The organism is Synechococcus sp. 'PEA 65AY6A-5F PE A', from assembly GCF_047462575.1.
In the GTDB taxonomy this organism is placed as follows: domain Bacteria; phylum Cyanobacteriota; class Cyanobacteriia; order Thermostichales; family Thermostichaceae; genus Thermostichus.
Window position 1 is genome coordinate 53,550 of the sequence record NZ_JAOALE010000011.1, and the last position, 21,271, is coordinate 74,820.

General features: G+C 62.4%; 19 protein-coding genes and 1 tRNA gene. 10 read left to right on the plus strand and 10 right to left on the minus strand.

Going from position 1 to position 21,271, the window contains the following annotated elements; translation table 11 throughout:
• The first annotated feature begins 97 nt into the window (after nucleotides 1–97).
• Both GG26_RS05620 and GG26_RS05625 read left to right on the plus strand, forming a co-directional pair.
• Nucleotides 98–1,012, plus strand: a complete 915-nt coding sequence (locus tag GG26_RS05620) for a PhoH family protein (RefSeq protein ID WP_414389325.1) — start codon at nucleotides 98–100, stop codon at nucleotides 1,010–1,012.
• Nucleotides 1,009–1,737: an HAD-IA family hydrolase gene (locus tag GG26_RS05625; RefSeq protein ID WP_414389293.1), complete on the plus strand. Its 729-nt coding sequence runs from the start codon at nucleotides 1,009–1,011 to the stop codon at nucleotides 1,735–1,737. The genes GG26_RS05620 and GG26_RS05625 overlap by 4 nt, the downstream gene beginning before the upstream one ends.
• Here GG26_RS05625 and GG26_RS05630 read toward each other — a convergent pair.
• From GG26_RS05630 to GG26_RS05640, 3 genes are read right to left on the minus strand one after another with little or no spacing between them, the layout of a single operon-like run.
• Nucleotides 1,715–2,503, minus strand: a complete 789-nt coding sequence (locus tag GG26_RS05630; protein WP_011430069.1) for an alpha/beta fold hydrolase — start codon at nucleotides 2,501–2,503, stop codon at nucleotides 1,715–1,717. The genes GG26_RS05625 and GG26_RS05630 overlap by 23 nt on opposite strands.
• Nucleotides 2,491–3,234 carry a lysophospholipid acyltransferase family protein gene (locus GG26_RS05635; protein WP_011430070.1) on the minus strand — a complete coding sequence of 248 codons (744 nt, stop codon included), beginning with the start codon at nucleotides 3,232–3,234 and terminating at the stop codon, nucleotides 2,491–2,493. Before GG26_RS05635 ends, GG26_RS05630 begins: the two co-directional genes overlap by 13 nt.
• Nucleotides 3,235–3,245: 11 nt before the next feature.
• Nucleotides 3,246–4,379, minus strand: coding sequence for a cob(I)yrinic acid a,c-diamide adenosyltransferase (locus GG26_RS05640; protein ID WP_011430071.1), 1,134 nt, complete (start codon nucleotides 4,377–4,379; stop codon nucleotides 3,246–3,248).
• A gap of 180 nt (nucleotides 4,380–4,559) precedes the next feature.
• Between GG26_RS05640 and GG26_RS05645 the strand changes: the two genes are divergently transcribed.
• Both GG26_RS05645 and GG26_RS05650 read left to right on the plus strand, forming a co-directional pair.
• Complete coding sequence (locus GG26_RS05645; protein ID WP_228375467.1) at nucleotides 4,560–5,504, plus strand: PLP-dependent cysteine synthase family protein; 945 nt, start codon at nucleotides 4,560–4,562, stop codon at nucleotides 5,502–5,504.
• 74 nt (nucleotides 5,505–5,578) lie between these two features.
• Nucleotides 5,579–5,659, plus strand: a tRNA-Leu gene (locus GG26_RS05650).
• A 72-nt stretch (nucleotides 5,660–5,731) separates the two neighbouring features.
• Here the strand turns inward: GG26_RS05650 and GG26_RS05655 are convergent.
• Entirely contained in the window at nucleotides 5,732–6,223 is a 492-nt protein-coding gene (locus GG26_RS05655; RefSeq protein WP_414389297.1) for a pentapeptide repeat-containing protein, read from the minus strand.
• A gap of 682 nt (nucleotides 6,224–6,905) precedes the next feature.
• Between GG26_RS05655 and lptB the strand changes: the two genes are divergently transcribed.
• Nucleotides 6,906–7,634: an LPS export ABC transporter ATP-binding protein gene (gene lptB / locus GG26_RS05660; RefSeq protein ID WP_011430074.1), complete on the plus strand. Its 729-nt coding sequence runs from the start codon at nucleotides 6,906–6,908 to the stop codon at nucleotides 7,632–7,634.
• A gap of 12 nt (nucleotides 7,635–7,646) precedes the next feature.
• On the opposite strand, the gene GG26_RS05665 is transcribed toward lptB, so the two are convergent.
• Complete coding sequence (locus tag GG26_RS05665) at nucleotides 7,647–9,110, minus strand: pyruvate kinase (protein ID WP_414389300.1); 1,464 nt, start codon at nucleotides 9,108–9,110, stop codon at nucleotides 7,647–7,649.
• 255 nt (nucleotides 9,111–9,365) lie between these two features.
• On the opposite strand from GG26_RS05665, the gene GG26_RS05670 reads away from it, so the two are divergent.
• Nucleotides 9,366–10,487 carry an LptF/LptG family permease gene (locus GG26_RS05670; RefSeq protein WP_414389329.1) on the plus strand — a complete coding sequence of 374 codons (1,122 nt, stop codon included), beginning with the start codon at nucleotides 9,366–9,368 and terminating at the stop codon, nucleotides 10,485–10,487.
• A 5-nt stretch (nucleotides 10,488–10,492) separates the two neighbouring features.
• Here the strand turns inward: GG26_RS05670 and GG26_RS05675 are convergent, their stop codons facing one another.
• Both GG26_RS05675 and GG26_RS05680 read right to left on the minus strand, forming a co-directional pair.
• Nucleotides 10,493–11,506, minus strand: a complete 1,014-nt coding sequence (locus GG26_RS05675) for a phosphate ABC transporter substrate-binding protein (RefSeq protein ID WP_414389303.1) — start codon at nucleotides 11,504–11,506, stop codon at nucleotides 10,493–10,495.
• Between the two features lie 92 nt (nucleotides 11,507–11,598).
• Entirely contained in the window at nucleotides 11,599–13,650 is a 2,052-nt protein-coding gene (locus tag GG26_RS05680; protein WP_414389306.1) for a ribonuclease catalytic domain-containing protein, read from the minus strand.
• A 380-nt stretch (nucleotides 13,651–14,030) separates the two neighbouring features.
• On the opposite strand from GG26_RS05680, the gene GG26_RS05685 reads away from it, so the two are divergent.
• Nucleotides 14,031–14,663, plus strand: a complete 633-nt coding sequence (locus tag GG26_RS05685) for a response regulator transcription factor (RefSeq protein ID WP_099812190.1) — start codon at nucleotides 14,031–14,033, stop codon at nucleotides 14,661–14,663.
• Between the two features lie 199 nt (nucleotides 14,664–14,862).
• Entirely contained in the window at nucleotides 14,863–16,071 is a 1,209-nt protein-coding gene (locus GG26_RS05690) for a Coenzyme F420 hydrogenase/dehydrogenase, beta subunit C-terminal domain (protein WP_011430080.1), read from the plus strand.
• 22 nt (nucleotides 16,072–16,093) lie between these two features.
• Here GG26_RS05690 and GG26_RS05695 read toward each other — a convergent pair whose 3' ends face one another.
• Nucleotides 16,094–17,290: an aspartate aminotransferase gene (locus tag GG26_RS05695; RefSeq protein WP_011430081.1), complete on the minus strand. Its 1,197-nt coding sequence runs from the start codon at nucleotides 17,288–17,290 to the stop codon at nucleotides 16,094–16,096.
• A gap of 165 nt (nucleotides 17,291–17,455) precedes the next feature.
• Here GG26_RS05695 and der point away from each other — a divergent pair, with 165 nt between their 5' ends.
• Both der and smpB read left to right on the plus strand, forming a co-directional pair.
• Nucleotides 17,456–18,835 carry a ribosome biogenesis GTPase Der gene (gene der, locus GG26_RS05700; RefSeq protein WP_011430082.1) on the plus strand — a complete coding sequence of 460 codons (1,380 nt, stop codon included), beginning with the start codon at nucleotides 17,456–17,458 and terminating at the stop codon, nucleotides 18,833–18,835.
• 35 nt (nucleotides 18,836–18,870) lie between these two features.
• A complete protein-coding gene (smpB, locus tag GG26_RS05705; protein WP_011430083.1) occupies nucleotides 18,871–19,335 on the plus strand; it encodes an SsrA-binding protein SmpB in 465 nt (154 codons plus the stop codon).
• A gap of 185 nt (nucleotides 19,336–19,520) precedes the next feature.
• Here smpB and GG26_RS05710 read toward each other — a convergent pair whose 3' ends face one another.
• Nucleotides 19,521–20,123, minus strand: a complete 603-nt coding sequence (locus GG26_RS05710; RefSeq protein WP_011430084.1) for a glutathione S-transferase family protein — start codon at nucleotides 20,121–20,123, stop codon at nucleotides 19,521–19,523.
• Between the two features lie 71 nt (nucleotides 20,124–20,194).
• A complete protein-coding gene (gene era / locus GG26_RS05715) occupies nucleotides 20,195–21,271 on the minus strand; it encodes a GTPase Era (RefSeq protein WP_011430085.1) in 1,077 nt (358 codons plus the stop codon).

Here is a 21,271-nt window from a genome sequence, read left to right on the forward strand (position 1 = left end):
TCTTAGGGTGCACGGCGCCCACGGCATGCACAACCACTTGACTTCCTCCGCTGTCACCGATCTCGAGATCATCTCTTTGTCAAGTCCCCGACAGGCCATGTCCCTGGCGGGCGTGCAGGAGTCTAACTTGAAGTGGATTAGCCGCTGCAGCGGCGCCTCGGTTACCCTGCGAGGGCAGGATCTCTATCTGAGGGGAACACCTCAACAGCGGCAGCAGGTGCGGCAGTGGCTAGAATTGCTAAAACCCCTTTGGCAAGCCGGGCACCCTGTAACAGCAGTCGATGCTGAACAAGCCTTCCGTGCTCTCTCCAACCAAGAAGCTGAGGTTTATCGGCAAGTGCAGGCAGGGGTTTTGGCTCGCACCCGCAAGGGAGAGCTCATTCGGCCCAAAACGCCTCGCCAGCAGGAGTACGTACAAGCCATTCGCACCCACGATCTCTGCTTCGGCATCGGGCCGGCAGGCACCGGGAAAACCTATCTGGCTGCCGTTGTGGCCATCACAGCCCTGCAAAACCGCGAGTACGAGCGTTTGATCCTGACGCGACCAGCGGTAGAGGCAGGGGAGAAGCTGGGCTTCTTGCCAGGGGATCTGGTGGAAAAGGTAGATCCCTATCTGCGGCCTCTCTACGATGCCCTGTTCGAGTTTATCGACCCGGCCAAGCTGCCCCAGCTTATGGCCCAGGGAGTCATCGAGGTGGTGCCGCTGGCCTACATGCGGGGGCGTACCCTCAGCAACGCTTTCATCATCTTGGACGAGGCCCAAAACACCACCCCGGAGCAGATGAAGATGGCCCTCACGCGGCTGGGCTTCCGCTCCCGCATGGTGGTTACCGGGGATCTCACCCAAACGGATCTGGGCAAGCATCGCCTGTCGGGCCTGGCGGCTGCAGAGCGCATCCTGGCGGGGGTAGAGGGGGTTGCCTTTTGCTACTTTGACCAGCGGGATGTGGTACGCCACCCCCTGGTGCAGCGGATTGTGGATGCCTACGCCCGCTACGAGAGCCAGCAGTGAGACCGAGGGTAATCTTCTTCGATGCCGTGGGCACGCTGTTTCGGGTGCGGGGCAGCGTCGGCCAGGCCTACAGCCAGGTGGCAGCAGCGTATGGAGTGGCGGTGGATCCGCAGGCGTTGGATCGCGCCTTTGCCCAAGCTTTTGCCAGTGCTCCGCCACCCGCCCGCGTGGGCTTGACGGGATCCCTTTTAGAAGAGTGGGAGCGGGCCTGGTGGCATCAAGTGGTGCGCCAGACCTTTGCCCAGGTGGAGGGATCCCTTACTGCCTTTGGGGAGGAGCGCTTTGCAGCGTTTTTTGCCCGCCTTTTCGAGTATTTTGCCACGTCGGATCCCTGGGAGCTCTATCCCGAGACGCTGCCGGTTCTGCAGGTTCTGCAACAGGAAGGGATCCGGCTGGGGGTGATCTCCAATTTCGACAGCCGCCTGCCCAGGGTGCTGCAGGCGCTGGGGCTAGGGGGCTATTTTTCCAGCCTTACTCTCTCTACCCAGGTGGGCTATGCCAAGCCCGATCCCCGCATCTTCCAAGCTGCCCTGGCGGCCCAGGGGATCCCGCCCGCCGCTGCCTGGCACATCGGCGACAGCCGCCGCGAAGACTATCAAGGGGCCAAGGCAGCAGGCTTGAGGGCCCTTTGGCTGGATCGAGAAGGACAAGATCCCTCCTGCCAAGAGCGAATCGAAAACTTGGGGGGATCCCTCTCCCTGCTCAATGCGCTGGAGCGGAATTAAGCAGTAGCGGGGCAAAAACCCCATCGGGCTTGAGCAAGTAGCGCCGCAGGTTCATCTGCCGCTCCAGAAGGCAGGCATGGCCGCTCAAAGGCGAGATCTCCACCTGGGCCTGGGGCAGTCGCTCCGCCAGACGCTGCACCTCCTGCACCGAGGGCAGGAGGCGATCCCGCCCCCCCGCCACCAGCAACGTCGGCAGGGTCATCGACTCCAGGGGCAGCTCCTCCACGACAAACGATCCCAGCAAGGCCAGGCGCTGGGCGGCCACCGTGGGCTCAACACTGTGAACGGCCTGGCGCAGCCGCTCCCGATCCGGCGGCTCCATTTGGCTTAGCTCCGCCAAAAATCCCAGCCCCCGCTCCGCCATCTGGTGGTAGAGCGCCGGCGGCAAAAAAGGCAGGAGAACATGACCTGCCCACCACCAGGGCCGGCGCCGCAGCGACGAGGCCGGATTAACCAGAATCAGGCCGCGACAGCGCTCCGGCTGCTGGGCAGCCACAGCCAGGGCTAGGCAAGCTCCGAAGGACTCGCCACACAGGTAGGCTCCCTCGTCCAGCTGGGATCCCACCCAATCGGCCAGGCTCTCCCAGCTCTGCCCTGCTGCGGGGTGGTTTAAGCTCAAAGGGCGGACGTGAAACTCGGCTTGCAGAGCCTGTGCCTGCCGGTAAAACAATTTGCCGGTGCCATCCATACCCGGCAAATAGAGCAGCAAGGGCCGCTTCTGGCGGCTTGGACTAGAGGCAATGGGCTTGCCCTTCAATGTTTCCATCTCCTTGCCAACCCCAAGCGCACCTGTTCGCGAGCGGCTGCCGTCAACTCCTGAATTAGCTGCAGCCGCTCCTGGCGGCAGGTAGAGCGCCCTGCTCCCCCTACCCAAAGAGGGGATCCCACTCGAACCACCACCTGACGGTAGATCACCACCGGATGCCCCCCCGGCCGCTGAAACCTGGGCTCCGTGGGATCAAACCAGCGGAAAAAAGCCATGGGAATATCCATCGCCCGCCACTCTTCCTGCGCCCACACGGCCACCGGCAGGATCGGCAGGGGATCCACGCCAGCAGCCAAGGCCAGATGGGCAAAGCCCGGCTGAAACCAGCCCAGCTCTTGGGGCGAGGTCTCGCGAGTAATCTGCTCCGCCCCTTCCGGGAAGATCCCCACCCCTCCGCCTGCCGCCAGAGTGGCCTGCGCCTGGCGAAAAAAGGCAAGCTGCGGCCCTGATCCCTGCTGGAGGGGGATACAACCCAGGGCCAAGGCAACCTCCCGCAAGAGGGGCACTTGCGATAGGTAGTAGTGGCAGGCAAAACGAATCGGTCGATCCAGCCCAGCAATCAGCACCGGCGCATCCAAAAAGCTGCGATGGTTGCTCACCACCAGCAGGGGGCCCTGGGGAACCCGCTCCTTGCCCTCCACCCACACCTCCGTCTGGAAAAGGCCAAGCAAGACCTGCGCCAGCGCCCTCGCGTCGGGGAACCCGCTTTGCTGCAGGAGTTGATCCAGCATCGCCACCCTGCTCAATAGTCCACCCCGCGCCGCAGATCGGCCCCCTGTTCGGCATAATGCTTGTGGCTCACCATTTCCGAATGGACAGAGGCCAGCTCAAAGTAGGGCAAAGGCGCATGGCAGCGCCCTGTGATGATGATCTCCGTATCGCGTGGCTTGCGCAGCAAAGCCTCAACAATCGGCTCCACATCCAATAGCTCCAGATCCACCGTTGGGTTGAGCTCGTCCAGAATAATGGTCTTGTAAAGCCCAGAGGCGATGGCCGCCCGTGCCAGCTCCCAGCCCCGCTCCGCCTCCACGTAGTCGATTTCCTGCTGCTTGCCCCGCCAAACGATGGCGTCGCGGCCGCAGCGCTGGTGATCTACTAGATCGGGATAGCTCTCTCGCAAAGCCCGAATGGCCGCATCTTCTGTGTAGCCCGTTCCCCCCTTTAGCCACTGCATAATCAGGACGCGGTGGGAGAGATCTTTGCTGATGCCGCGCCCAATGGCCTGCAGAGCCCGGCCCAGAGCGCTGGTGGACTTGCCCTTGCCGTTGCCGGTATAGATCTCGATGCCGCTGAGGAGGGGCTGGCCGTCCTGGGGATCCGCCGCCCGCCGCACGCTGCGCATTTCCGAGTGCAAATCTGCTAGGTCGATAATTTCCTTAGGGGCGCCCCGGCCGGTGATGATGACCTCCATTTCCTCTGGCTTTTGCTTGAGGGTGCTGACGACCTCGTCCACAGGCAGCAGGCCCAGATCCAGCACCGGGTTTAGCTCGTCCAGCACCACCACCGAGTAGAACCCCGACGCCAGCGCCCCCTTGGCCACATCCCAGCCGCGGCGGGCCTCTTGGCGGTCAAACTTAGTGATCTCGTCGGGGCCGAAGAACTCTCCTCGCCCCGTGCGCAGTTGATCGATAAGGTGGGGGAAGCCGCGCTGCAGAGCGGCAATCGCGGCATCCTCGGCATAGGTGCGGCCCGGCCCCTTGAGAAACCGCACCAGCAACACCCGGCTGGGGGCCGAGTTTTCAATCCCCAGCCCAATGGAACGCAGCACAACCCCTAGCGCCGCCTGCGACTTGCCCTTGCCCTCGCCGTCGTAAACATGGATCTGGCCTCGCCGGCGGTCAAATTGTTGCGCGGTTACAATGCCGATTTCTGCCATGCCCCTCCGCATCACGCCGCTGTCCAGAACTCGTGCTTCCCTACCCCCATCTTAGAGTCTAGCCAGAGGTTTTCGGGGAAGCGCGGAGAGGGCCAGAAAAAGCCGGCAAGAGCCGATAAACACCGGGATAAGATGAGCAATGGTTGTCCAGCCCAGTGCTTATCTAGCGAGGGATCCCCCTTGTATCCAACCGTGTTTTCTTCTCGCCCCTTGCCCCCTGCGGTCGATAGCCCCATCGAGCTGGTGGGACGGACGCCGCTCATTCGCCTGCGGCGGGTCACCGCCGACCTGCCGCCGTCGGTGCGAGTGTATGGCAAAGCAGAGTGGTACAACCCCGGCGGCTCGGTCAAGGATCGCCCGGCCCTGAATATGATCCGCGCTGGCGAACGCGAGGGCAAGCTTACGCCTGGCAAGATCATCCTGGATGCCACCAGCGGCAACACCGGCATCGCCTACGCCTGGATCGGGGCAGCTTTGGGGTACAAGGTGAAGCTGGCCCTGCCGGCCAACGCCAGCCCAGAGCGCAAGAAGATCCTCGCCGCCTACGGGGTGGAGGTAGTGCTCACGGATCCGGCCCTCGGCTCCGATGGGGCCATCGAGAAAGCCCGCGCCCTCTATGCCGAAAACCCGGATCTCTACTTCTATCCCGACCAGTACAGCAACCCCGCCAACTGGCAGGCCCACTACGAGACCACGGGGGTAGAAATCTGGGAGCAAACCCAGGGACAGGTCACCCACTTCGTAACCGGGTTAGGCACCAGCGGCACCTGCATGGGGGTGGGGCGGCGCTTGCGGGAGTACCGCTCCGATATCCAGATCATTGCCATGCAGCCGGACTCCCCCTTCCACGGCCTTGAAGGCCTCAAGCACATGGCCACTGCTCTCAAGCCCGAGATTTACGATCCCACCCTGCCCGACCAGCACATCGAGATCTCCACCGAAGCAGCCCAGAAAATGGTCAAGCGTTTGGCCTTGGAGGAAGGCTTGTTGGTGGGCATCTCTGCCGGAGCCAATGTGGTGGCGGCTCTACAGGTGGCCTGTCAGCTCTCCTCCGGCGTGGTGGTGACCATCTTGTGCGACGGGGCCGATAAGTATCTCTCAGAGCGGTTTTGGACAGAAGATTAAACTAGCCCGTACCGCAATGGCCCCTCCTCTTAACAGCCCCGCCCTTTTGCCGCTATGATGGTTAAACCTGGAATGCGGATGTGGCGGAACTGGTATACGCGCACGTTTGAGGGGCGTGTGGCTTTGCCATGCGAGTTCGAGTCTCGCCATCCGCACTGGGCCCTCACCCCCAGCCCCTCTCCCAAGGAGGAGAGGGGAAGCGGGCAGTGGTCAACCAGCCGATTGCACTATTCCCGAACGGCGCCCTGAAGGCGTGTGCGCCAGGTGCGGGCAAAGCTCAGGTCAGTCCCGGTCAGATTGGCATCGCGCAGATCGGCCCCCCGCAAGTCGGCGCCGTACAGGGAGGCAGAAGAGAGATCGGCACCCCGCAAATCAGCACCCCGCAAGTCCGCTCCCTCCAGGTAGGCACCGCTGAGATCGGCGCCACGCAACTGGGCGCGCCGCAGATTGGCTCCCACCAAGTAGGACTGGCTGAGATCGGCGCCAGTGAGGATGGTGCGCTCCAGGTTGGCCTCGATCAGGTCGGCACCCTGGAGGTTAGCCTCTGCCAGATCCAGGTTGCTCAGCTCAAGGGATCCCAGCCGGCAATTGGGACAGGTTCTGGAGGCCAGCAGGTAGCGCAGGAAGCAGGCGTTGGGGGTTGTGGCGGCGGCATTGGAAGCGACGGCTGTCGTGGCCAGCAGGGCCAAAATGGCGGAAGCTTTGAGATGAAAGTTCATGGTAACCGAGCCTCACAAAAAGTTGACTGAGACAATCCGGCAGAGCGGGGTTGTTTTGCGTTGGTCACATGATAGTGGCATCTGCCGGCTTCGGCCACTGCACAGATCTGCCTGGTTTTGTGGATCGACAGACGCTCCCAAGGTGTGATGACGTTGTGGCCTTATCGCCCCAGAGCTTGTGGGCTATCGCCGGGCGGGGGAGGATCTTTCAGCAGCGGATCCACCCAATGCCAAGACAGTTGCCCCAGTCCCAGCAAAACCGAAAGTATCGCCGAGGCAGCCAAGACGCAATCCTAGCGGGTTGCCAGCCGAGAAGGATGGCTCGGCTGGCGTTTCCTCCGGCCGGGCCGGGCAACGGGCAAGCTTTCCCAGGGGGGGAGAGGGCGACAACGCAGGAAGCAACCGCAGCGGCGACAGCGACGATCGGAGTCGAGGTTGAGCCAATGGCAAGCTGGACAGCGGAGCATGGGAAAGGCCAGGGATCCCATCCGGGGGCAGCGCGAGCAGTTGCGGCATCCGGCAACCGTATCTGAAGATCTTCCCAATTCCCATGCAGGTGGTCAATTCTGCTCGTCCCCCTCTAGATCAGGGGTCGAGTTCGGGGCAGCCTTGGGAGAGAAGCCTCTGTGGAACTAGCCCTCCAGAATCAGTCAGCATCGAACAGCAACCCTGTGCCGATCCTATGCAGATTCGACTGGAAAACATCTGTAAGCGTTATGGCCGCCGTGAGGTGGTGAGCGACGTCAGCTTGCACATTCAGCAGGGAGAAGTTGTGGGGCTGCTGGGGCCCAATGGGGCGGGGAAAACCACCACCTTCTACATCATGACCGGCCTGATCCAGCCCAACCGAGGCCATGTCTGGCTGGATGACCAGGACATCACCCATCTGCCGATGCATCGCCGGGCCCGCTTGGGGATCGGCTACTTGGCTCAGGAGCCGAGCATCTTTCGTCGCCTCAGCATTCAAGACAACCTGCTGCTGATCATGGAGCAGACGGGGGTGCCTCGCCGCCTCTGGCAGCAGCGGCTCAACCACCTGCTGGAGGAGTTTCGCATTGCCCATGTGGCCCACAGTTTGGGTTTGCAGGTGTCGGGGGGAGAACGGCGCCGCGCCGAGATCGCCCGCGCCCTGGCAGCCGGGATCCACGGGCCAAAATTCCTGCTGCTGGATGAGCCCTTCGCGGGGGTGGATCCCATTGCGGTGGCGGATATTCAAGAGGTGGTGGCCAAGCTCAAGCAGCGGGGCATCGGTGTTTTGATTACCGACCACAACGTGCGGGAGACGCTGGAGATTACCGACCGGGCCTATATTCTCAACGACGGCGCCATCCTGGCCAAGGGCACACCAGCGGAGCTGGCGGCGGATCCCTTGGTGCGCAAGTATTACCTGGGGGAGAAGTTCCGTCTTTGATGCCGCTCCATCTCATCGCCAGGAGTACAAAGCTCGCAGGCGTTGGCTTTTTTTGTGCTGGTGGGCCTGCATGCGGGCCAGCAGCTCGTCCAGCAGGGCAACCGCCTCCAGGAGATAGGGGCCCTTATTGAGCATGACGCACTCGGCCCGGGCCGACATCACCGCATCGGAAAGCTCAGGCCGGGAGGGCAGGCCCTCCTTGGTGAGCTGATCCAGCACCTGGGTGGCCCAGACCACCGGCACATGGGCGGCCTCACAGATCCACAGCAGCTCCTCCTGGATCTCGCCCAGGCGCAGCCAGCCAATCTCCACGGCCAGATCTCCCCGGGCAATCATCACCCCCAGGGGCCGGCAGCCGTCGACGGCCGCGATCAGAGTGGGCAGGTTTTGCACCGCTCGCTGCGTTTCAATCTTGAGGATCAAGCCCAGATCGGGCCGGGCCTGGCGCCGCTCCAGCTCAGAAAACAGCAACTGCAAATCTGCCGGCTGCTGGACAAAGGAATAGCCCACCAGGTCGGCATGCTGCACCACAAAGTCCAAGTCTTGGCGATCTTTCTCGGTCAGAGGCTGGATCGGGAGCTGGCTGTCGGGAAAGTTGAGGCCCTTTCCCTCCCGCAACTTCTTGCCCTGCGGGGCGACTTTGTCCACCTCCAGCACCACCCCTACCGGCTCGATCCCTACGACACGGGCGCCGATTTTGCCGTCGTCGAGCCAGACAGTTGCCCCCACCTGCAGGTGCGCCAAGATCTCTGGCGGGGTGCAAGCCACCTGGCAAGAGGGGTCAGAGTCGACCGGCGGAATGGCTGCCGTGAGCAGGATGCGATCCCCACCGTACACCTTGGCTTTGCCGGGTGGCATGGCCACCGGGCCAGTGCGGATCTTAGGGCCGGCCAGGTCGAACAAAATCTTGCAGCGCCGTTGGGTCTGGGCTTCGGCCCGGCGCAAGTGGGCCACCATTTTTTCCCACACCGAGGGATCGTCGTGGGCGCAGTTAATGCGGGCCACGTTCATGCCCCGTTGTAACAGTTGCAGCAGCAGCTCGGGCTGCTCGGCGGCTTCGCCGGGCAAGGTCACCATGATGCGGGCACGGCGCTGGGGAGAAGGAGGGCCAAAAAGAGCCTCGGTGTGCTGCTCTAGGGCCATATCCCCGGCGTAAAACGCTTCATAGCTAGGTCCCTTGTGGCTCAGCCCTTGAGCGGCGGCCAAAATGGCGATCACCGCATCCAAGCTTTCCAAAACCCGCGATTCACAGCGTCCCAGCGACGACAGCCCCAGGGCGGCCAATTCTAACTGCAGGTCGTGCAGATCGTGTTGGCGCAGCGCCAAATACCGAGCTAGGTTCTCGAGAGCGGGGGAGGGGTTGCAGGGGCTGCCCCAGGCGGTCAAGTACTTCTGGGATCCCTCCACAACTTGCTGTCGCAGCTCCAGGAGCTGCTCTAGCAAACGCTTAGGCGAAGAGGGGGAAGAGGAAGCCATGCTGAAAGCTATCTCAAGACAAACAAGCCCAACGCCCCGCCCAAGCCCGCCTTGGGTCGATCATAGGCAAGTTAGGGTGAAAAAGGGAGGCGATTAACCTTTTGTTGGCCAGCGTCCCGGTCTAGAGTCGTTAACAGCCTTCGGGTTGTCCTGACTGCTACTTCCCTTGGTTTTGTGAAACTTCATTCTCCCCCTACTCCTCCTTCAATCAAGCAGTCTTGCAACAGGCTCTCCATCGTTTGCGCGGTGGGCCTGATGGATCGCTACATCATCTCCGAGATGCTCCTGCCCTTTTTCTTTGGGGTGGGAGCGTTCACCACCCTGGTGATGGCAGTGGGATCCCTGTTTGAGCTGGTGCGGCTAGTGGTAGAGGCGGGGCTGTCCCTTTCAGCAGCGTTGCAAGTGTTTGTGTTGCGGGCGCCGGGGATCATCGTCCTGACGTTCCCCATGTCGATGTTGCTGGCGACGTTGCTGGCCTATGGGCGCCTGTCTGCTGATAACGAGATCACTGCCCTGCGCGGCTGCGGCGTGAGCCTCTATCGTCTGGTGGTGCCGGCCCTCCTTCTCAGCCTCTTGGTGACGACGTTAACGTTTCTCTTCAACGAGCTGGTGGTGCCGGTGAGCAACCGCCAGGCGGCCCTGACTCTAAACCGCGCTTTGAACCGAAGTCCAGAGTTCCGCCGCGAGAACATCCTCTACCAAGAGTTCGGCGAGATCCTCGCGCCCGAGCCAGACGGCACTTTTTCCCGCCGGCAAGGGCTAACCCGTCAGTTCTATGCCCGCAGCTTCGATGGCCAGCAGATGCGCGGCGTGATCGTGCTGGATCTTTCCAACGAGGCTCTCAGCCAGATCCTGCTGGCGCAGCAGGGGCGCTGGGATCCCCAGGAGAACCTCTGGGTGTTTGAGGAGGGCACCAACTACATCGTCTCCCCTGATGGCACCTACAGCAACATCGCCACCTTTGCCCGCCAGGAGTTGCGCCTGCCGCGCGCGCCGCTGGATTTGGCCCAGGAGGTTCGCAGCCCCGAGGAGATGAACATTCAAGAGCTGCGCCGCTACATCGAGGTCATCGCCAGCTCGGGGGATCTGCAGGGGGTACGCCGCCTTCAGGTTAGCCTCAGCCAAAAGTACGCCATCCCCTTTGCCTGTCTGGCCTTCACCCTGATCGGGGCCCCGCTGGGCCTACGACCCCAGCGCACCAGTTCTTCTTTGGGCTTGGGCCTCAGCGTGCTGATTATCTTTGCCTACTACGTGCTCCTGTTTGTCAGCCAGGCGCTGGGGCAGATTGGGACGCTGGGGCCAGAGGTGGCAGCCTGGCTGCCCAACTTCGTCTGCCTAGGCATAGGCGGGGCCTTGCTGTACCGCGCCAACCGCTAGGCTGGCTACCGCAGCGGGATGAACTCGGTGCGGCCAATGATTTGCTGGCCTTGGTCGGAGAGGGCATAGTTGATGAAATCAGCCACCACGGGGCTGGTTTTTTGCGGTACCACCAAAAACACGTTGCGGGCCAGCGGGTAGCGGCCACTTTGGATGGCCTCGCGGGTGGGCATCTGGCCGTCGATGGGCACCATCCTCACCGTTTGCTGGTTTTGCACCTGATCCACGGTGCTATAGGTGATGCCGTCTTCTCCCAAAGCCCGCAGGAGAGGGGTGGTGGCATCCTGGGTGGCAGTGGTGAAGTAGGGCGGGTTATCGGGGGCAAAGGGCAGCCCCAACAGCACCAGCTCCTGGAAAACGCTGTAGGTGCCGCTCTGAGGGGCGCGGTTGAGAACGCGAATCGGACGATCGGGGCCGCCTACCTGGCTCCAGTTGGTGATCCGGCCCTGGAAGATGTCGGCCAACTGCTGCAGCGTCAGGCCGCCCTTGTAGGGGTTGTTGACCCCCACCGCCACCGCCAGGGCATCTTTGGCCACCGGGATGGCCTGCAAACCCGCCTGGACTTCGCTGGCATTGAGGGGGCGGGAGCTAGCGGCCATCTGGATGCGACCTTCCATCAGGGCCTTCAGGCCAGCATTGGAGCCGTTGGGCTTGCCATCCGGGATCCCGTAGGTAATGGGGATGCTGGGGTTGCGCTGGCTGTAGCCTGACTTCAAGGCCAAGACAATGCGGATCATGGTGACGCTGCCGTCCATCTGCAGCACCGCCGGGTTGGGCAGGGAAGTATCCAGATTAACCGCGCTGGGTGGCTGGTTGGGGGCCTGGGCTGGAGGAAGATTGGGGGCCGTTGGCGCTTGCGGCTGGGCAGCCGGGATCTGGCCAGGGACAGAAGGCGCGTTCCCTCGCTTCAGGAAAGAGTCAAGCAGGCCGGAACGATAGGCATACCAGCCGCCTCCCCCCAGTATCGCCAGCAAAAGAATGTAGACAATCGGAGGTGGGCCGGAAGGTCGTACGGTCATGGGATCCCCCTCGAGAAATTCGCAGTCCAGACTTTGGCGGACTTTCCCCCTCTGTTGTATCAACTGTTTGCCCGGACTGGGCAAGCCGCAGGTTAAAGGGCATTCTGTCCCACCTCCCGCAGCTCAATGACATCGGCGCGGGGATCTGCCTGCAGAACCTCCAACTCGATCCAGGCCCCCAGCGGCACCTGCCGCTCCAAGCGCACCGGCACGCGAAAGGCAATCTCATCCAGCATGGCCATCACCAGGTTCTCCTCCTCGCGCAGGTAGCCCAAGACCAAGGCCTGCCAAATCTGCCCCGGTCGCTGACGCAGGTACTCGATGCTCCAGTAGCGCTTGGACTTGCGCTCCACCTGAGCGGCCTCGGCCGTGCCTGGCTCGATCCCCAGCACCACCTGCTGCACCTCGGCTTCTGTCAAGGGCAGGGGATCCCCGCGCAAAAAGGCCTTGATCTGGTAGTGCGCCACCAGATCCAGGTAGCGGCGAATTGGGGAAGTTACCTGGCAGTAGGCATCAAGGCCCAGGCCCGCGTGCCGCTCGGGTTGCGTGGCCACCTCTGCCCGCGACAGACACCGCATGATGGCAAACGACCGAACCGGACCCTGGGGGTACAGATCCAAAACCTCCGGCGGGGGCAGTTCGGGAGCAGGCTGCAGGCGGTAGGGCACTGGGATCCCGTTTTGGCGGGCAAAGCGAGCGGCTACCTCACCGGCCAGCACCATCATCTCCGCCACCATCTGCCGCGCCGGCGTATCCTCGATCACCCGCAGGTGGGGGATCTCGTCGATGACCTTGATGTCCTGCTCCGGCAGGCCGATGGGGATCGCCCCTTGCGCCAGTCGCCAGGCGTAGCGCCAGCGCGCTGCCCGAGCAATGGCTGTCAATTGGGCCTCCGCCCCCAACTCCAGCATCTCGTCGGCATCGTCGTAGGTGAGGCGGTAGTTGACCCGGATCTGGCTGAGGCAAATTTCGTAGTCGCGCACGGCCCCGTCGGATCCCAGCCGGATGCCGAAGCTAAGGGCAGGCCGCACCTCCCCCTGCACCAAGCTCATCGGGCCGGTGGACAACTCCGATGGAAACATCGGGATCACCCGCTCCGGCAAATAGACGCTGGTGCCCCGCTTGCGGGCTTCTAAGTCGAGGGGATCCCCCCACCGCACCCAACAACTGGGATCGGCGATGTGGATCCAGAGCTTCACCTCGTCATCCGACTCAAACTCGACGCTGAGAGCATCGTCGATGTCGCGGGTGCTGGCATCGTCGATGGTGTAGGTGTGAAGATGGGTGAGATCCCGGCGCAGAGGCAGATCCAAGAAGGGGGGAGGCCCGCCAAGCAAAGTTTGGGCGTAGCGCTCCACCTCCTTGGGAAATTGGGTGGGGATCCCCGTAAGGCGCAGGGCCAGGTTCTCGTGGCGGCTCCACAGTCCCAAAGCCACCAACGCCTCAAAAGCTCCCTGGGGCGTGTCGGGGAATCCCAGGAGCCGCAGCAGGTGGGAAGCCCGCTCGCGATCCGAGGGGGTGAGGTTGTGGGAAAGATCCTCGTAGTTGCGAAGGCTATCGGGTGCTCCCTGCAAAGCTAAGCGCTCCAACAGCTCCAGACGAGCCCGTTCCGCCGGGGTCCAAGTGTACTTTTGCCCAGGCTGGGCCACCGCTGCCTTTAGGCGGGCCTCAAACTCGGCCTGCTCCTGCTGCCGCTGCTGGGCGACAGCAATTTGATGGAGAATTTCCTTTACCTGAGCCGGAGTACGCGGCTCGTAGCCTTCCCCCTTTGCCTTAAAGTAGACGTAATCCTCGCTCAAAAGACGGTAGGCAGCATAGGTGGAGACCGGGGAATCGTCGGAAAACAACAACTGGGCCATCTCCGACAGGCTCAGGGGCCGACGCTCCTCCTGAACCAATTCCCAGGCCAAAGCCAAACTTTCGGGATCCAACTTTGCCTGCACCGCCTGCCAAAAGCCCGGGATATCGGACACCGTAAAGCTGGAATTGCCGTTCAAGGCAAACGTAATTTGGCGAGGGTGAACGCTGTGCACCTGCCCCGAAGCCACGCCCAGCAGCAGGTTCTTTTTGCCCTCGGTGCCCTCAACTACTGCCAGTACCCGCTCGTTGTTGTGGCGAAACTCGACCAGCGTGCCCTTTTCCACCCTCTTTCCCCATGTAGGTTGCCGCCAGAATTGTATTTTCTCCTGGCTCTACTTCTCCTGCCCATGGGGAAAACCCGACAAGCCAAACCAGCCCCAGAGGGCGAGCGCTTGCCAGCGGGAGGATCCCAAGGCAGGGCGGAGGCAGTTGCCGAGCCGGCCAGAGGAGGTACCCGGCCTCTTCGTGTTTCTTTGGATATGCCGCCACCTCCGTCTGTATGTGATACCTTATTATCCAGGTTTAGGGGAAACTGACGAACCGGCTAGAGGTTGGCAGGTTTTTTCTTGGCGCCACCTCGGCTGTAGATTTGCCGATTTGTCCAGAGGTTTGCTAAGCGGGCTATCCTTTTTCCTTGGGCTTTCTTGCAGCAAAGGGATGAGCAGTGGACAACCCAAAGCGATTGTTGCTGATTGACGACGATCCAAACCTGATCCTTCTGGTGAAGGATTACCTGGAGTTTCGCGGCTACGAGGTGGTTGCGGCGAGCAATGGCCTGGAAGGGTTAGAGGCGATGCGCCACTTTACTCCGGATTTGATCATCTGCGATGTGATGATGCCGGAGATGGATGGCTACACGTTTGTCCAGACCATTCGCTCCAACAGCGCGACGGACTGGATTCCGGTGATCTTTTTGTCAGCCCGCGGGCAAACGGCAGATCGGGTGCGCGGCCTCAACACGGGGGCAGATGTTTACCTGGTCAAGCCCTTTGAGCCGGAAGAGCTGGTGGCTCAGGTGGAGTCCGTCCTCAAGCACACCGAGCGCCTGTTGCAAATGCAGAATGCGGGCATTCAGCCGGTCATCAAGTTAGATCGGGAAATCGAGCTCACCCCTACGGAAGCCAAGGTGATCCAGTATGTGGCCAGGGGCATGTCCAACCGCGAGATTGCCGAGGTGATGGGAGTGAGCCAGCGCACCGTCGAAAGCCATGTCAGCAACATGCTGAGCAAAACCGGCCTGCACAACCGCACCGAACTGGCCCGCTGGGCCCTCGAAAGTGGTTTGGGCAGAGGCTGAGGGGGCCTTTGTTGCATCGCCGCTTGCCGACAAAAGGGCAACTCAGGGGATCTGGCTTTTCCTCTCTGTCTGGGGGCAACTCTGGAGGGGCGGGCGAGCGTTGGGCAGGATCGGGGATCTTTCAACTCCTCTGCCCGCCGTCTGCGGTTTTGGCGGCAAACTGAAGAAGGTACCCCGCCACGGCTACGGTTTAGACCTTATGGGATCCCGTTTACCGCGTCCGGCCCGGCCCATCCGCTCCGGCCACTACCCGGCCAAGGAGCTGTGCAGCCAGTGCGGCCTCTGCGATACCCGCTACGTCGCCCACGTCAAGGAAGCCTGTGCCTTTTTGAACCAGCAGTTCACCCGCCTAGAAGAGCAAACCCACGGGCGATCGCGGGAATCGCTGCGCTCCAAATCGGATGCCGTCAGCGACAGCGACTACTTCGGCGTCTACGAGGCAATGTACACGGCCCGCCGGCGGGATCCGATCCCGGGTGCCCAGTGGACGGGCATCGTCAGCAGCATCGGCATGAAGGCCCTCAGCAGCGGCCTAGTAGAAGGGGTGGTGTGCGTGCAGGCGGATCCCCGGGATCGCTTTCAGCCACGGCCTGTCTTGGCGCGTACCCCAGAAGCGGTCTTGGCGGCGCGGGTCAACAAGCCAACGCTATCGCCCAATCTCTCCGTGCTGGAGCAGGTGGAGCAAAGCGGCCTCAAGCGCTTGCTGGTGATCGGGGTGGGCTGCCAGATCCAGGCTTTGCGGGCGGTGGAGAAAAACTTGGGCCTGGAGAAGCTCTATGTGTTGGGCACGCCCTGCGTAGACAACGTCAGCCGCGCCGGGCTGCAAAAGTTTCTTGAAACCACCAGCCGCTCCCCGCAAACGGTGGTGCACTACGAGTTCATGCAGGACTTCCACGTCCACTTCAAGCACGAAGACGGCTCGGTGGAAAAGGTGCCTTTTTTTGGCCTCAAAACCAAAGAACTAAAAGACGTGTTTGCCCCCTCTTGCCTTACCTGTTTTGACTACGTCAACAGCCTGGCCGATCTGGTGGTGGGCTATATGGGATCCCCCTTTGGCTGGCAATGGCTGCTGGTGCGCAATGCGCGCGGGCGGGAGCTCTTGGATCTGGTTTGGGAAGAGCTGGAAACCCAGCCGGTGATCTCGCGGGGCTCGCGGCGGGCGGCGGTGCAACAGGGGATCCAAGCCTACGAGCAGGCCCTGAGCTTGCCCATGTGGCTGGCCCAGCTCCTGGCGGTGGCCATCCAGCGCTTTGGGCCGCGCGGACTAGAATATGCCCGCTTTTCCATCGACTCCCACTTTGTCCGCAACTATCTCTACGTCCGCCGCCACTATCCCCACAAGCTGGAGCAGCATGTGCCTCCTTTTGCCCGGCGCATCGTGGAGCAATACCAACTCCCCTCTCCCTAGGGGAGAGGGCCAACCCTAGAGCTCAGCAATAGCGGATCCCGGCTTCTGCCCAGCGGTCGATGGCCTGGCCCAGGCGTTCGCAATCGGCAATCAGGCTGATCCGCACGTAGCCTTCTCCCCCTTCCCCAAAGGCGTTGCCGGGAGTCACCACCACCCCGGTGGACTCCAAAACCCGCAGGGCAAACTCCGTCGATCCCTCGGGCGTGCCGTCGGCGGTGCGGGGGGTGGGGATCCAGAGGTACATCGTCGCCCGCGGCGGCTCGATCTGCCAGCCCAACTCGGCCAGGCGGGCAATGAGGTAGTCGCGTCGGCGGCGGTAGCGCTCCTGCACCTGCTGTAGGTAGCTATCTGGCAAGGCCAAAGCGGTCTCGGCCGCCTTTTGCAGGGCGCCAAAAATGCCGTAGTCGAGGTTGGTCTTTAGGGTGCGCAGGCTCTGGATGATCTGGCGGTTGCCCACCACAAAGCCTACCCGCCAACCGGCCATGTTGTAGGTTTTGGAGAGGGTGTGGAACTCCACGGCCAAGTCCTTGGCGCCAGGGATCTGCAGCAGGCTGGTGGGCCGGTAGCCGTCAAAGGCCAGCTCGGCATAGCACAGGTCGTGCACCAGGAGGAGGTCGTAGCGGCAAGCAAACGCCACCACTGCTTCAAAAAAGGAGCGGGTCGCCACCGCTGTTGTCGGGTTGTTGGGGTAGTTGAAGTAGAGCAGCCGCGCCTGCTTGGCCACCTCCGGCGGGATCTCTTGCAGGTCGATGAGCCATCCTTTCTCCGGGCGCAGCAGCAGTGGGTAGATCTGCCCGCCGGCAATCAGGGGACCGCGAAAATGGGGCGGGTAGGCAGGGCTAGGCACCAGCACCAGATCCCCTGGATCCACGTAGGCCAGGGCCAGGTGGGTCAGGCCCTCTTTGGATCCCAATAGAGGCAGCACCTCGCCATTGGGATCCAGCTCCACCCCGTAGCGGCGCCAATACCACTCGGCAATTGCCTGGCGAAAGCTAGCCGTGCCCTCGAAGGGTGGGTAGCCGTGGTGAGCGGGATCGGCAATGGCGGCCTGGGCCGCCTCCACCACCGGCTGGGGGGTGGGGCCATCGGGGTTGCCCATGCCCAGATCGATCAAATCCAACCCCTGCTGGCGGGCGCGGGCCTTCAGCTCATCCAAGCGGGCAAAGACATAGGCAGGCAGTTTGTTCAGCCGCTGGGCAGGGGCGAGGGCACGGTTCATAGCAAGGAGGGGAAACGAGTGCAGCCGGTGTCTGATGGGAGGTTAGCTACCTAACTTACCGCCAGAGCTGCCTTCAGGGCAATGATTGAGATCAGCGGGTTTGGGCATCTGGGATCCCAAAGGCTAGGATAGAAGTCTGGGTTCGGCTTTTTGGCAAGCGGAGCAGTGGCTTTACCCCTTGTAGCCGTTGTGGGTCGCCCCAACGTGGGCAAATCCAGCCTCGTCAACCGCCTGGCGGGGGTGCGCTCGGCCATTGTCCACGACGAGCCGGGCATCACGCGGGATCGCCTCTACCAAGAGGTGGAGTGGAACGGGCGCCGCCTGCGGGTGGTGGATACCGGCGGCCTGGTCTTCGGCGACGACAGCGAGTTTTTGCCCCACATCCGTCAGCAGGCCATGGCGGCGATGGCCGAGGCCCACGCTGTAATCTTTGTGGTGGATGGCCGCGAGGGGCTGACCCCTGCTGACAAAGAATTGGCCGATTGGCTGCGCAGACAACCCCTGCCGGTGGTGGTGGCCGTCAACAAGTGCGAGTCGGGGCAACTGGGCCTGGCGCAGGCGGCGGCTTTTTGGGAGTTGGGGCTGGGGGAGCCGATCCCTTGTTCTGCCGTCCACGGCAATGGGGTAGCCGAGCTGTTGGAGGCGGTGCTGCCTCACTTGCCCGAAGTGGCCCAAGAAGCCGCAGATGAGCCGGATCCCATCGCCGTGGCCATTGTAGGGCGGCCCAACGTAGGCAAGTCCAGCCTGCTCAACCGCCTGGTGGGATCCGAGCGGGCCATTGTCAGCCCCATTGCTGGCACCACCCGCGATGCCGTTGACACCCTGGTGGAGTGGGAGGGGCAGAGCTATCGTCTCATCGACACGGCTGGGATCCGCAGAAAAAGCCGGGTGGAATATGGGGTGGAGTTTTTCAGCATTAACCGCGCCTTCAAAGCCATCCAGCGCTCGGACGTGGTGCTGCTGGTCATTGACGCCCTGGAGGGGGTAACCGAGCAGGATCAGCGGTTGGCTGGCCGCATCGAAGAAGAAGGCCGCGCCTGCATCATCGTTGTCAACAAGTGGGACGCGGTGGAAAACAAAGATACTCACACCATTAACGAGTACACCCGCGAGATCCGCGAGCGGCTTTATTTCATTGACTGGGCACCCCTGTTGTTTGTCAGCGCCCTCACGGGGCAGCGCACCCACAAGATCTTTGCCGAGGTCAACACAGCGGTAGCCGCCCATCGCAAGCGCATCGCCACCTCCGTGGTCAATGAAGTTCTCCAGGATGCCCTCGCCTGGCAGTCACCCCCCGCCAACCGCCAGGGCAAGCAGGGCAAAATCTACTACGGCACCCAGGTGGCGGAGCGGCCTCCCACCTTTCTCCTGTTTGTCAACGATCCCGATCTGTTCAAAGAGAACTACCGCCGCTACCTGGAAAAGCACTTCCGGCAAAACCTCGACTTCACCGGTACCCCCATTCGCTTTCGCTGGCGCAGCAAATCCGAGCGCCTGGTGGGACGGGCAGTGCAAAAATTGGAGGGTTCCCTGGCCTCTCGTTAGGCCCTCTGGTGGACGAAGCTCTCTTCTGAAAGCGTATGGCTGTGGATCCCAACGTCAAAACCCTGGTGGAGAATCGCCGCGCCCGCTTTGAGTACGAGATCTTGGAGACCTACGAAGCCGGGATCCAACTGACCGGCACAGAGGTAAAGTCCATCCGAGCGGGCAAAGCCAACTTGCAAGACGCTTTTGCCCTCTTTCGCGATGGCGAGGCCTGGCTGCACAACTTGCATGTTGCCCCCCACGGAACTGCCAGCAAGGTGTTTAACCACGACCCGACCCGCCGCCGCAAGCTGTTGTTGCACCGCCGCGAGATCGACCGGCTGCGGGGCCTGGTGGAGCAAAAAGGCCTGACTGTGGTTCCCCTGCGGCTGGTGCTCAACCGCGGCTGGATCAAGGCTCACCTGGGCGTGGCCCGCGGCAAAAAGCTCCACGACAAGCGACAAGCAATTAAGGAACGGGAGACGCGGCGGGAGATCCAGCGGGAGCTCAAGGGGCGCTAGGGCCCGACAAGCTCCTGGCAGCTCCTATTTTCCGAGGGGGGTGGCCCAAAGCCGCTGGAGCCCTTCGTGGCAACAATTTCCAGTTTTCCTCTCCCTCAGGGAGAGGGGCTGGGAGTGAGAAATCCTCCGCTAGGATTGGAAGCGAGATCCGACTCGGTCGGCTGCAAAGGCACCACTGGGAAATTCTAGGCGCCGGGGAGAGGAAAGAAGCGGTCGGTGGCCTTGACCCGCTCACACCAGGCGCGGATGTTGGGGAAGGGCTTGAGGTCAAACCCGCCCTGCTCGGCCACATGGGTATAGGTAAACAGGGCCAGATCGGCGATGGTGTAGCGGTTGCCCACGAAGAACTCCTTCTCCCGTAGGTGGCTTTCCATGATCTCCAGAGCCTCGGTACCGAGTTTCAGGTTCTGGGCAATTAGCTCGGCATTGGCCTCGGCCTGGCCGGCTCGCACCCAAAAGCGGGTGGTGGCAATGTAGCGGGCAATGCGGGTTTGTTCAAAAAGGAGCCATTTCAAGATCTCGGCCCGCTCCAGCCGCGTCTGGCCATAGAGGGGAGTGTCCTCTGCTAGGTAAACCAAGATTGCAGCTGACTCGGCCAAGACGGTGCCGTCTTCCAGCTCCAAAGCCGGGATCTGCCCCAGGGGGTTCTTGGCCAGGTACTCGGGGCGGCGATTTTCTCCGACCCTGGAGTTGACCTCAACCGTCTCGTAAGGGATCCCCAACTGTTTGAGAAGCAGCTCTACTTTGTAGCAATTCCCGGAGGTCGGGATCCCATACAGTCGCAGCATTGCCGTTAACCTCAACGTGCAGCATCCCCATCAATACCACCAGATAGCTCAACCTCAGCCACAAAACCCCTTCACGTTTCAACGCGGTAGCCGAAGTCGCGCAGCAGGTGCTCGGAGCGCCGCCAGTGGGGCCGCACCTTGACGAACAGCTCCAGGTACACCTTGCCGGCAATGAGCTTTTGAATCTGGAGGCGGGCGGCCTGGCCAATTTGCTTGAGCCTTTCCCCCCCTTTGCCGATGAGGATCCCTTTTTGCGAGTCCCGCTCCACGTAGAGGGTGGCCAGGACGCGGGTGACGGTGGGGGTTTCTTCCACCTGGTCGATGGTGACGGCCACCGAGTGGGGCACCTCCTCGCGGGTGTGCAAGAGAACTTGCTCGCGGATCAACTCCGCCATGATAAACCGCTCCGGCTGATCCGTCACCAGATCCGGGGGATAGTAGTAGGGCCCAGGGGGCAGCAGGTCGACGGTGGCCTGAATGAGGGGCGCCAAGCTGCCGGGATCCAACGCCGACACCCAGACGACGGGGGCACCGGGGCGCAGGGCTTGGTAGCTCTCTTGGTGGGCCTGGCGCGCGGCAGACTCTTTGGGCAGCAGATCGGCTTTGTTGCAGACGAGGATGCAGGGGGTCGCGCTGGGGATCCGCTCGGCGATAAAAGCATCCCCCCGCCCTGCCGGCACCGAGCCATCCACCACGAAGAGGACGACATCCACGCTCCCAATGGCAGCCTGGGCGTTGTGTACCAAGATCTCCCCCAGGCGGTGGTGGGGCTTGTGGATGCCAGGGGTGTCCACCCAGATGATCTGGGCTTGCGGCAAAGAGAGGATCCCCCGCAGGCGGTTGCGGGTGGTCTGGGCCACGGGAGAAGTGATGGCGATCTTCTGGCCCACCAGAGCGTTCATCAAGGTGGACTTGCCCACATTGGGCCGCCCGATGAGCGCCGCAAATCCCGACTTAAACCCCGGTGGGGCGACCGGGATCCCCGACAGCCCCGCCTCCCCCCGGCCACCCTCTTGTCCCCTCGTGTACGGGGGGATGTAGGGGGGGGCCAGCTCTGGCGGCGCTTGGGCCGCCCCTTCCTGCCACCCTTCCTCTGGAGCGGGATCCCGAAGAGGGGGATGGCCGCGTTCCCGTCGCTCTTCTTCCAT

Excerpts from the sequence above, each read along its gene's own strand:
- GG26_RS05620 (WP_414389325.1), top strand. The coding sequence starts at position 98 with ATGTCCCTGGCGGGCGTGCAGGAGTCTAACTTGAAGTGGATTAGCCGC.
- GG26_RS05630 (WP_011430069.1), bottom strand. The coding sequence starts at position 2,503 with ATGGAAACATTGAAGGGCAAGCCCATTGCCTCTAGTCCAAGCCGCCAG.
- GG26_RS05635 (WP_011430070.1), bottom strand. The coding sequence starts at position 3,234 with ATGCTGGATCAACTCCTGCAGCAAAGCGGGTTCCCCGACGCGAGGGCG.
- GG26_RS05640 (WP_011430071.1), bottom strand. The coding sequence starts at position 4,379 with ATGGCAGAAATCGGCATTGTAACCGCGCAACAATTTGACCGCCGGCGA.
- GG26_RS05655 (WP_414389297.1), bottom strand. The coding sequence starts at position 6,223 with ATGAACTTTCATCTCAAAGCTTCCGCCATTTTGGCCCTGCTGGCCACG.
- lptB (WP_011430074.1), top strand. The coding sequence starts at position 6,906 with ATGCAGATTCGACTGGAAAACATCTGTAAGCGTTATGGCCGCCGTGAG.
- GG26_RS05665 (WP_414389300.1), bottom strand. The coding sequence starts at position 9,110 with ATGGCTTCCTCTTCCCCCTCTTCGCCTAAGCGTTTGCTAGAGCAGCTC.
- GG26_RS05670 (WP_414389329.1), top strand. The coding sequence starts at position 9,366 with ATGGATCGCTACATCATCTCCGAGATGCTCCTGCCCTTTTTCTTTGGG.
- GG26_RS05675 (WP_414389303.1), bottom strand. The coding sequence starts at position 11,506 with ATGACCGTACGACCTTCCGGCCCACCTCCGATTGTCTACATTCTTTTG.
- GG26_RS05690 (WP_011430080.1), top strand. The coding sequence starts at position 14,863 with ATGGGATCCCGTTTACCGCGTCCGGCCCGGCCCATCCGCTCCGGCCAC.
- GG26_RS05695 (WP_011430081.1), bottom strand. The coding sequence starts at position 17,290 with ATGAACCGTGCCCTCGCCCCTGCCCAGCGGCTGAACAAACTGCCTGCC.
- smpB (WP_011430083.1), top strand. The coding sequence starts at position 18,871 with ATGGCTGTGGATCCCAACGTCAAAACCCTGGTGGAGAATCGCCGCGCC.
- GG26_RS05710 (WP_011430084.1), bottom strand. The coding sequence starts at position 20,123 with ATGCTGCGACTGTATGGGATCCCGACCTCCGGGAATTGCTACAAAGTA.
- era (WP_011430085.1), bottom strand. The coding sequence starts at position 21,271 with ATGGAAGAAGAGCGACGGGAACGCGGCCATCCCCCTCTTCGGGATCCC.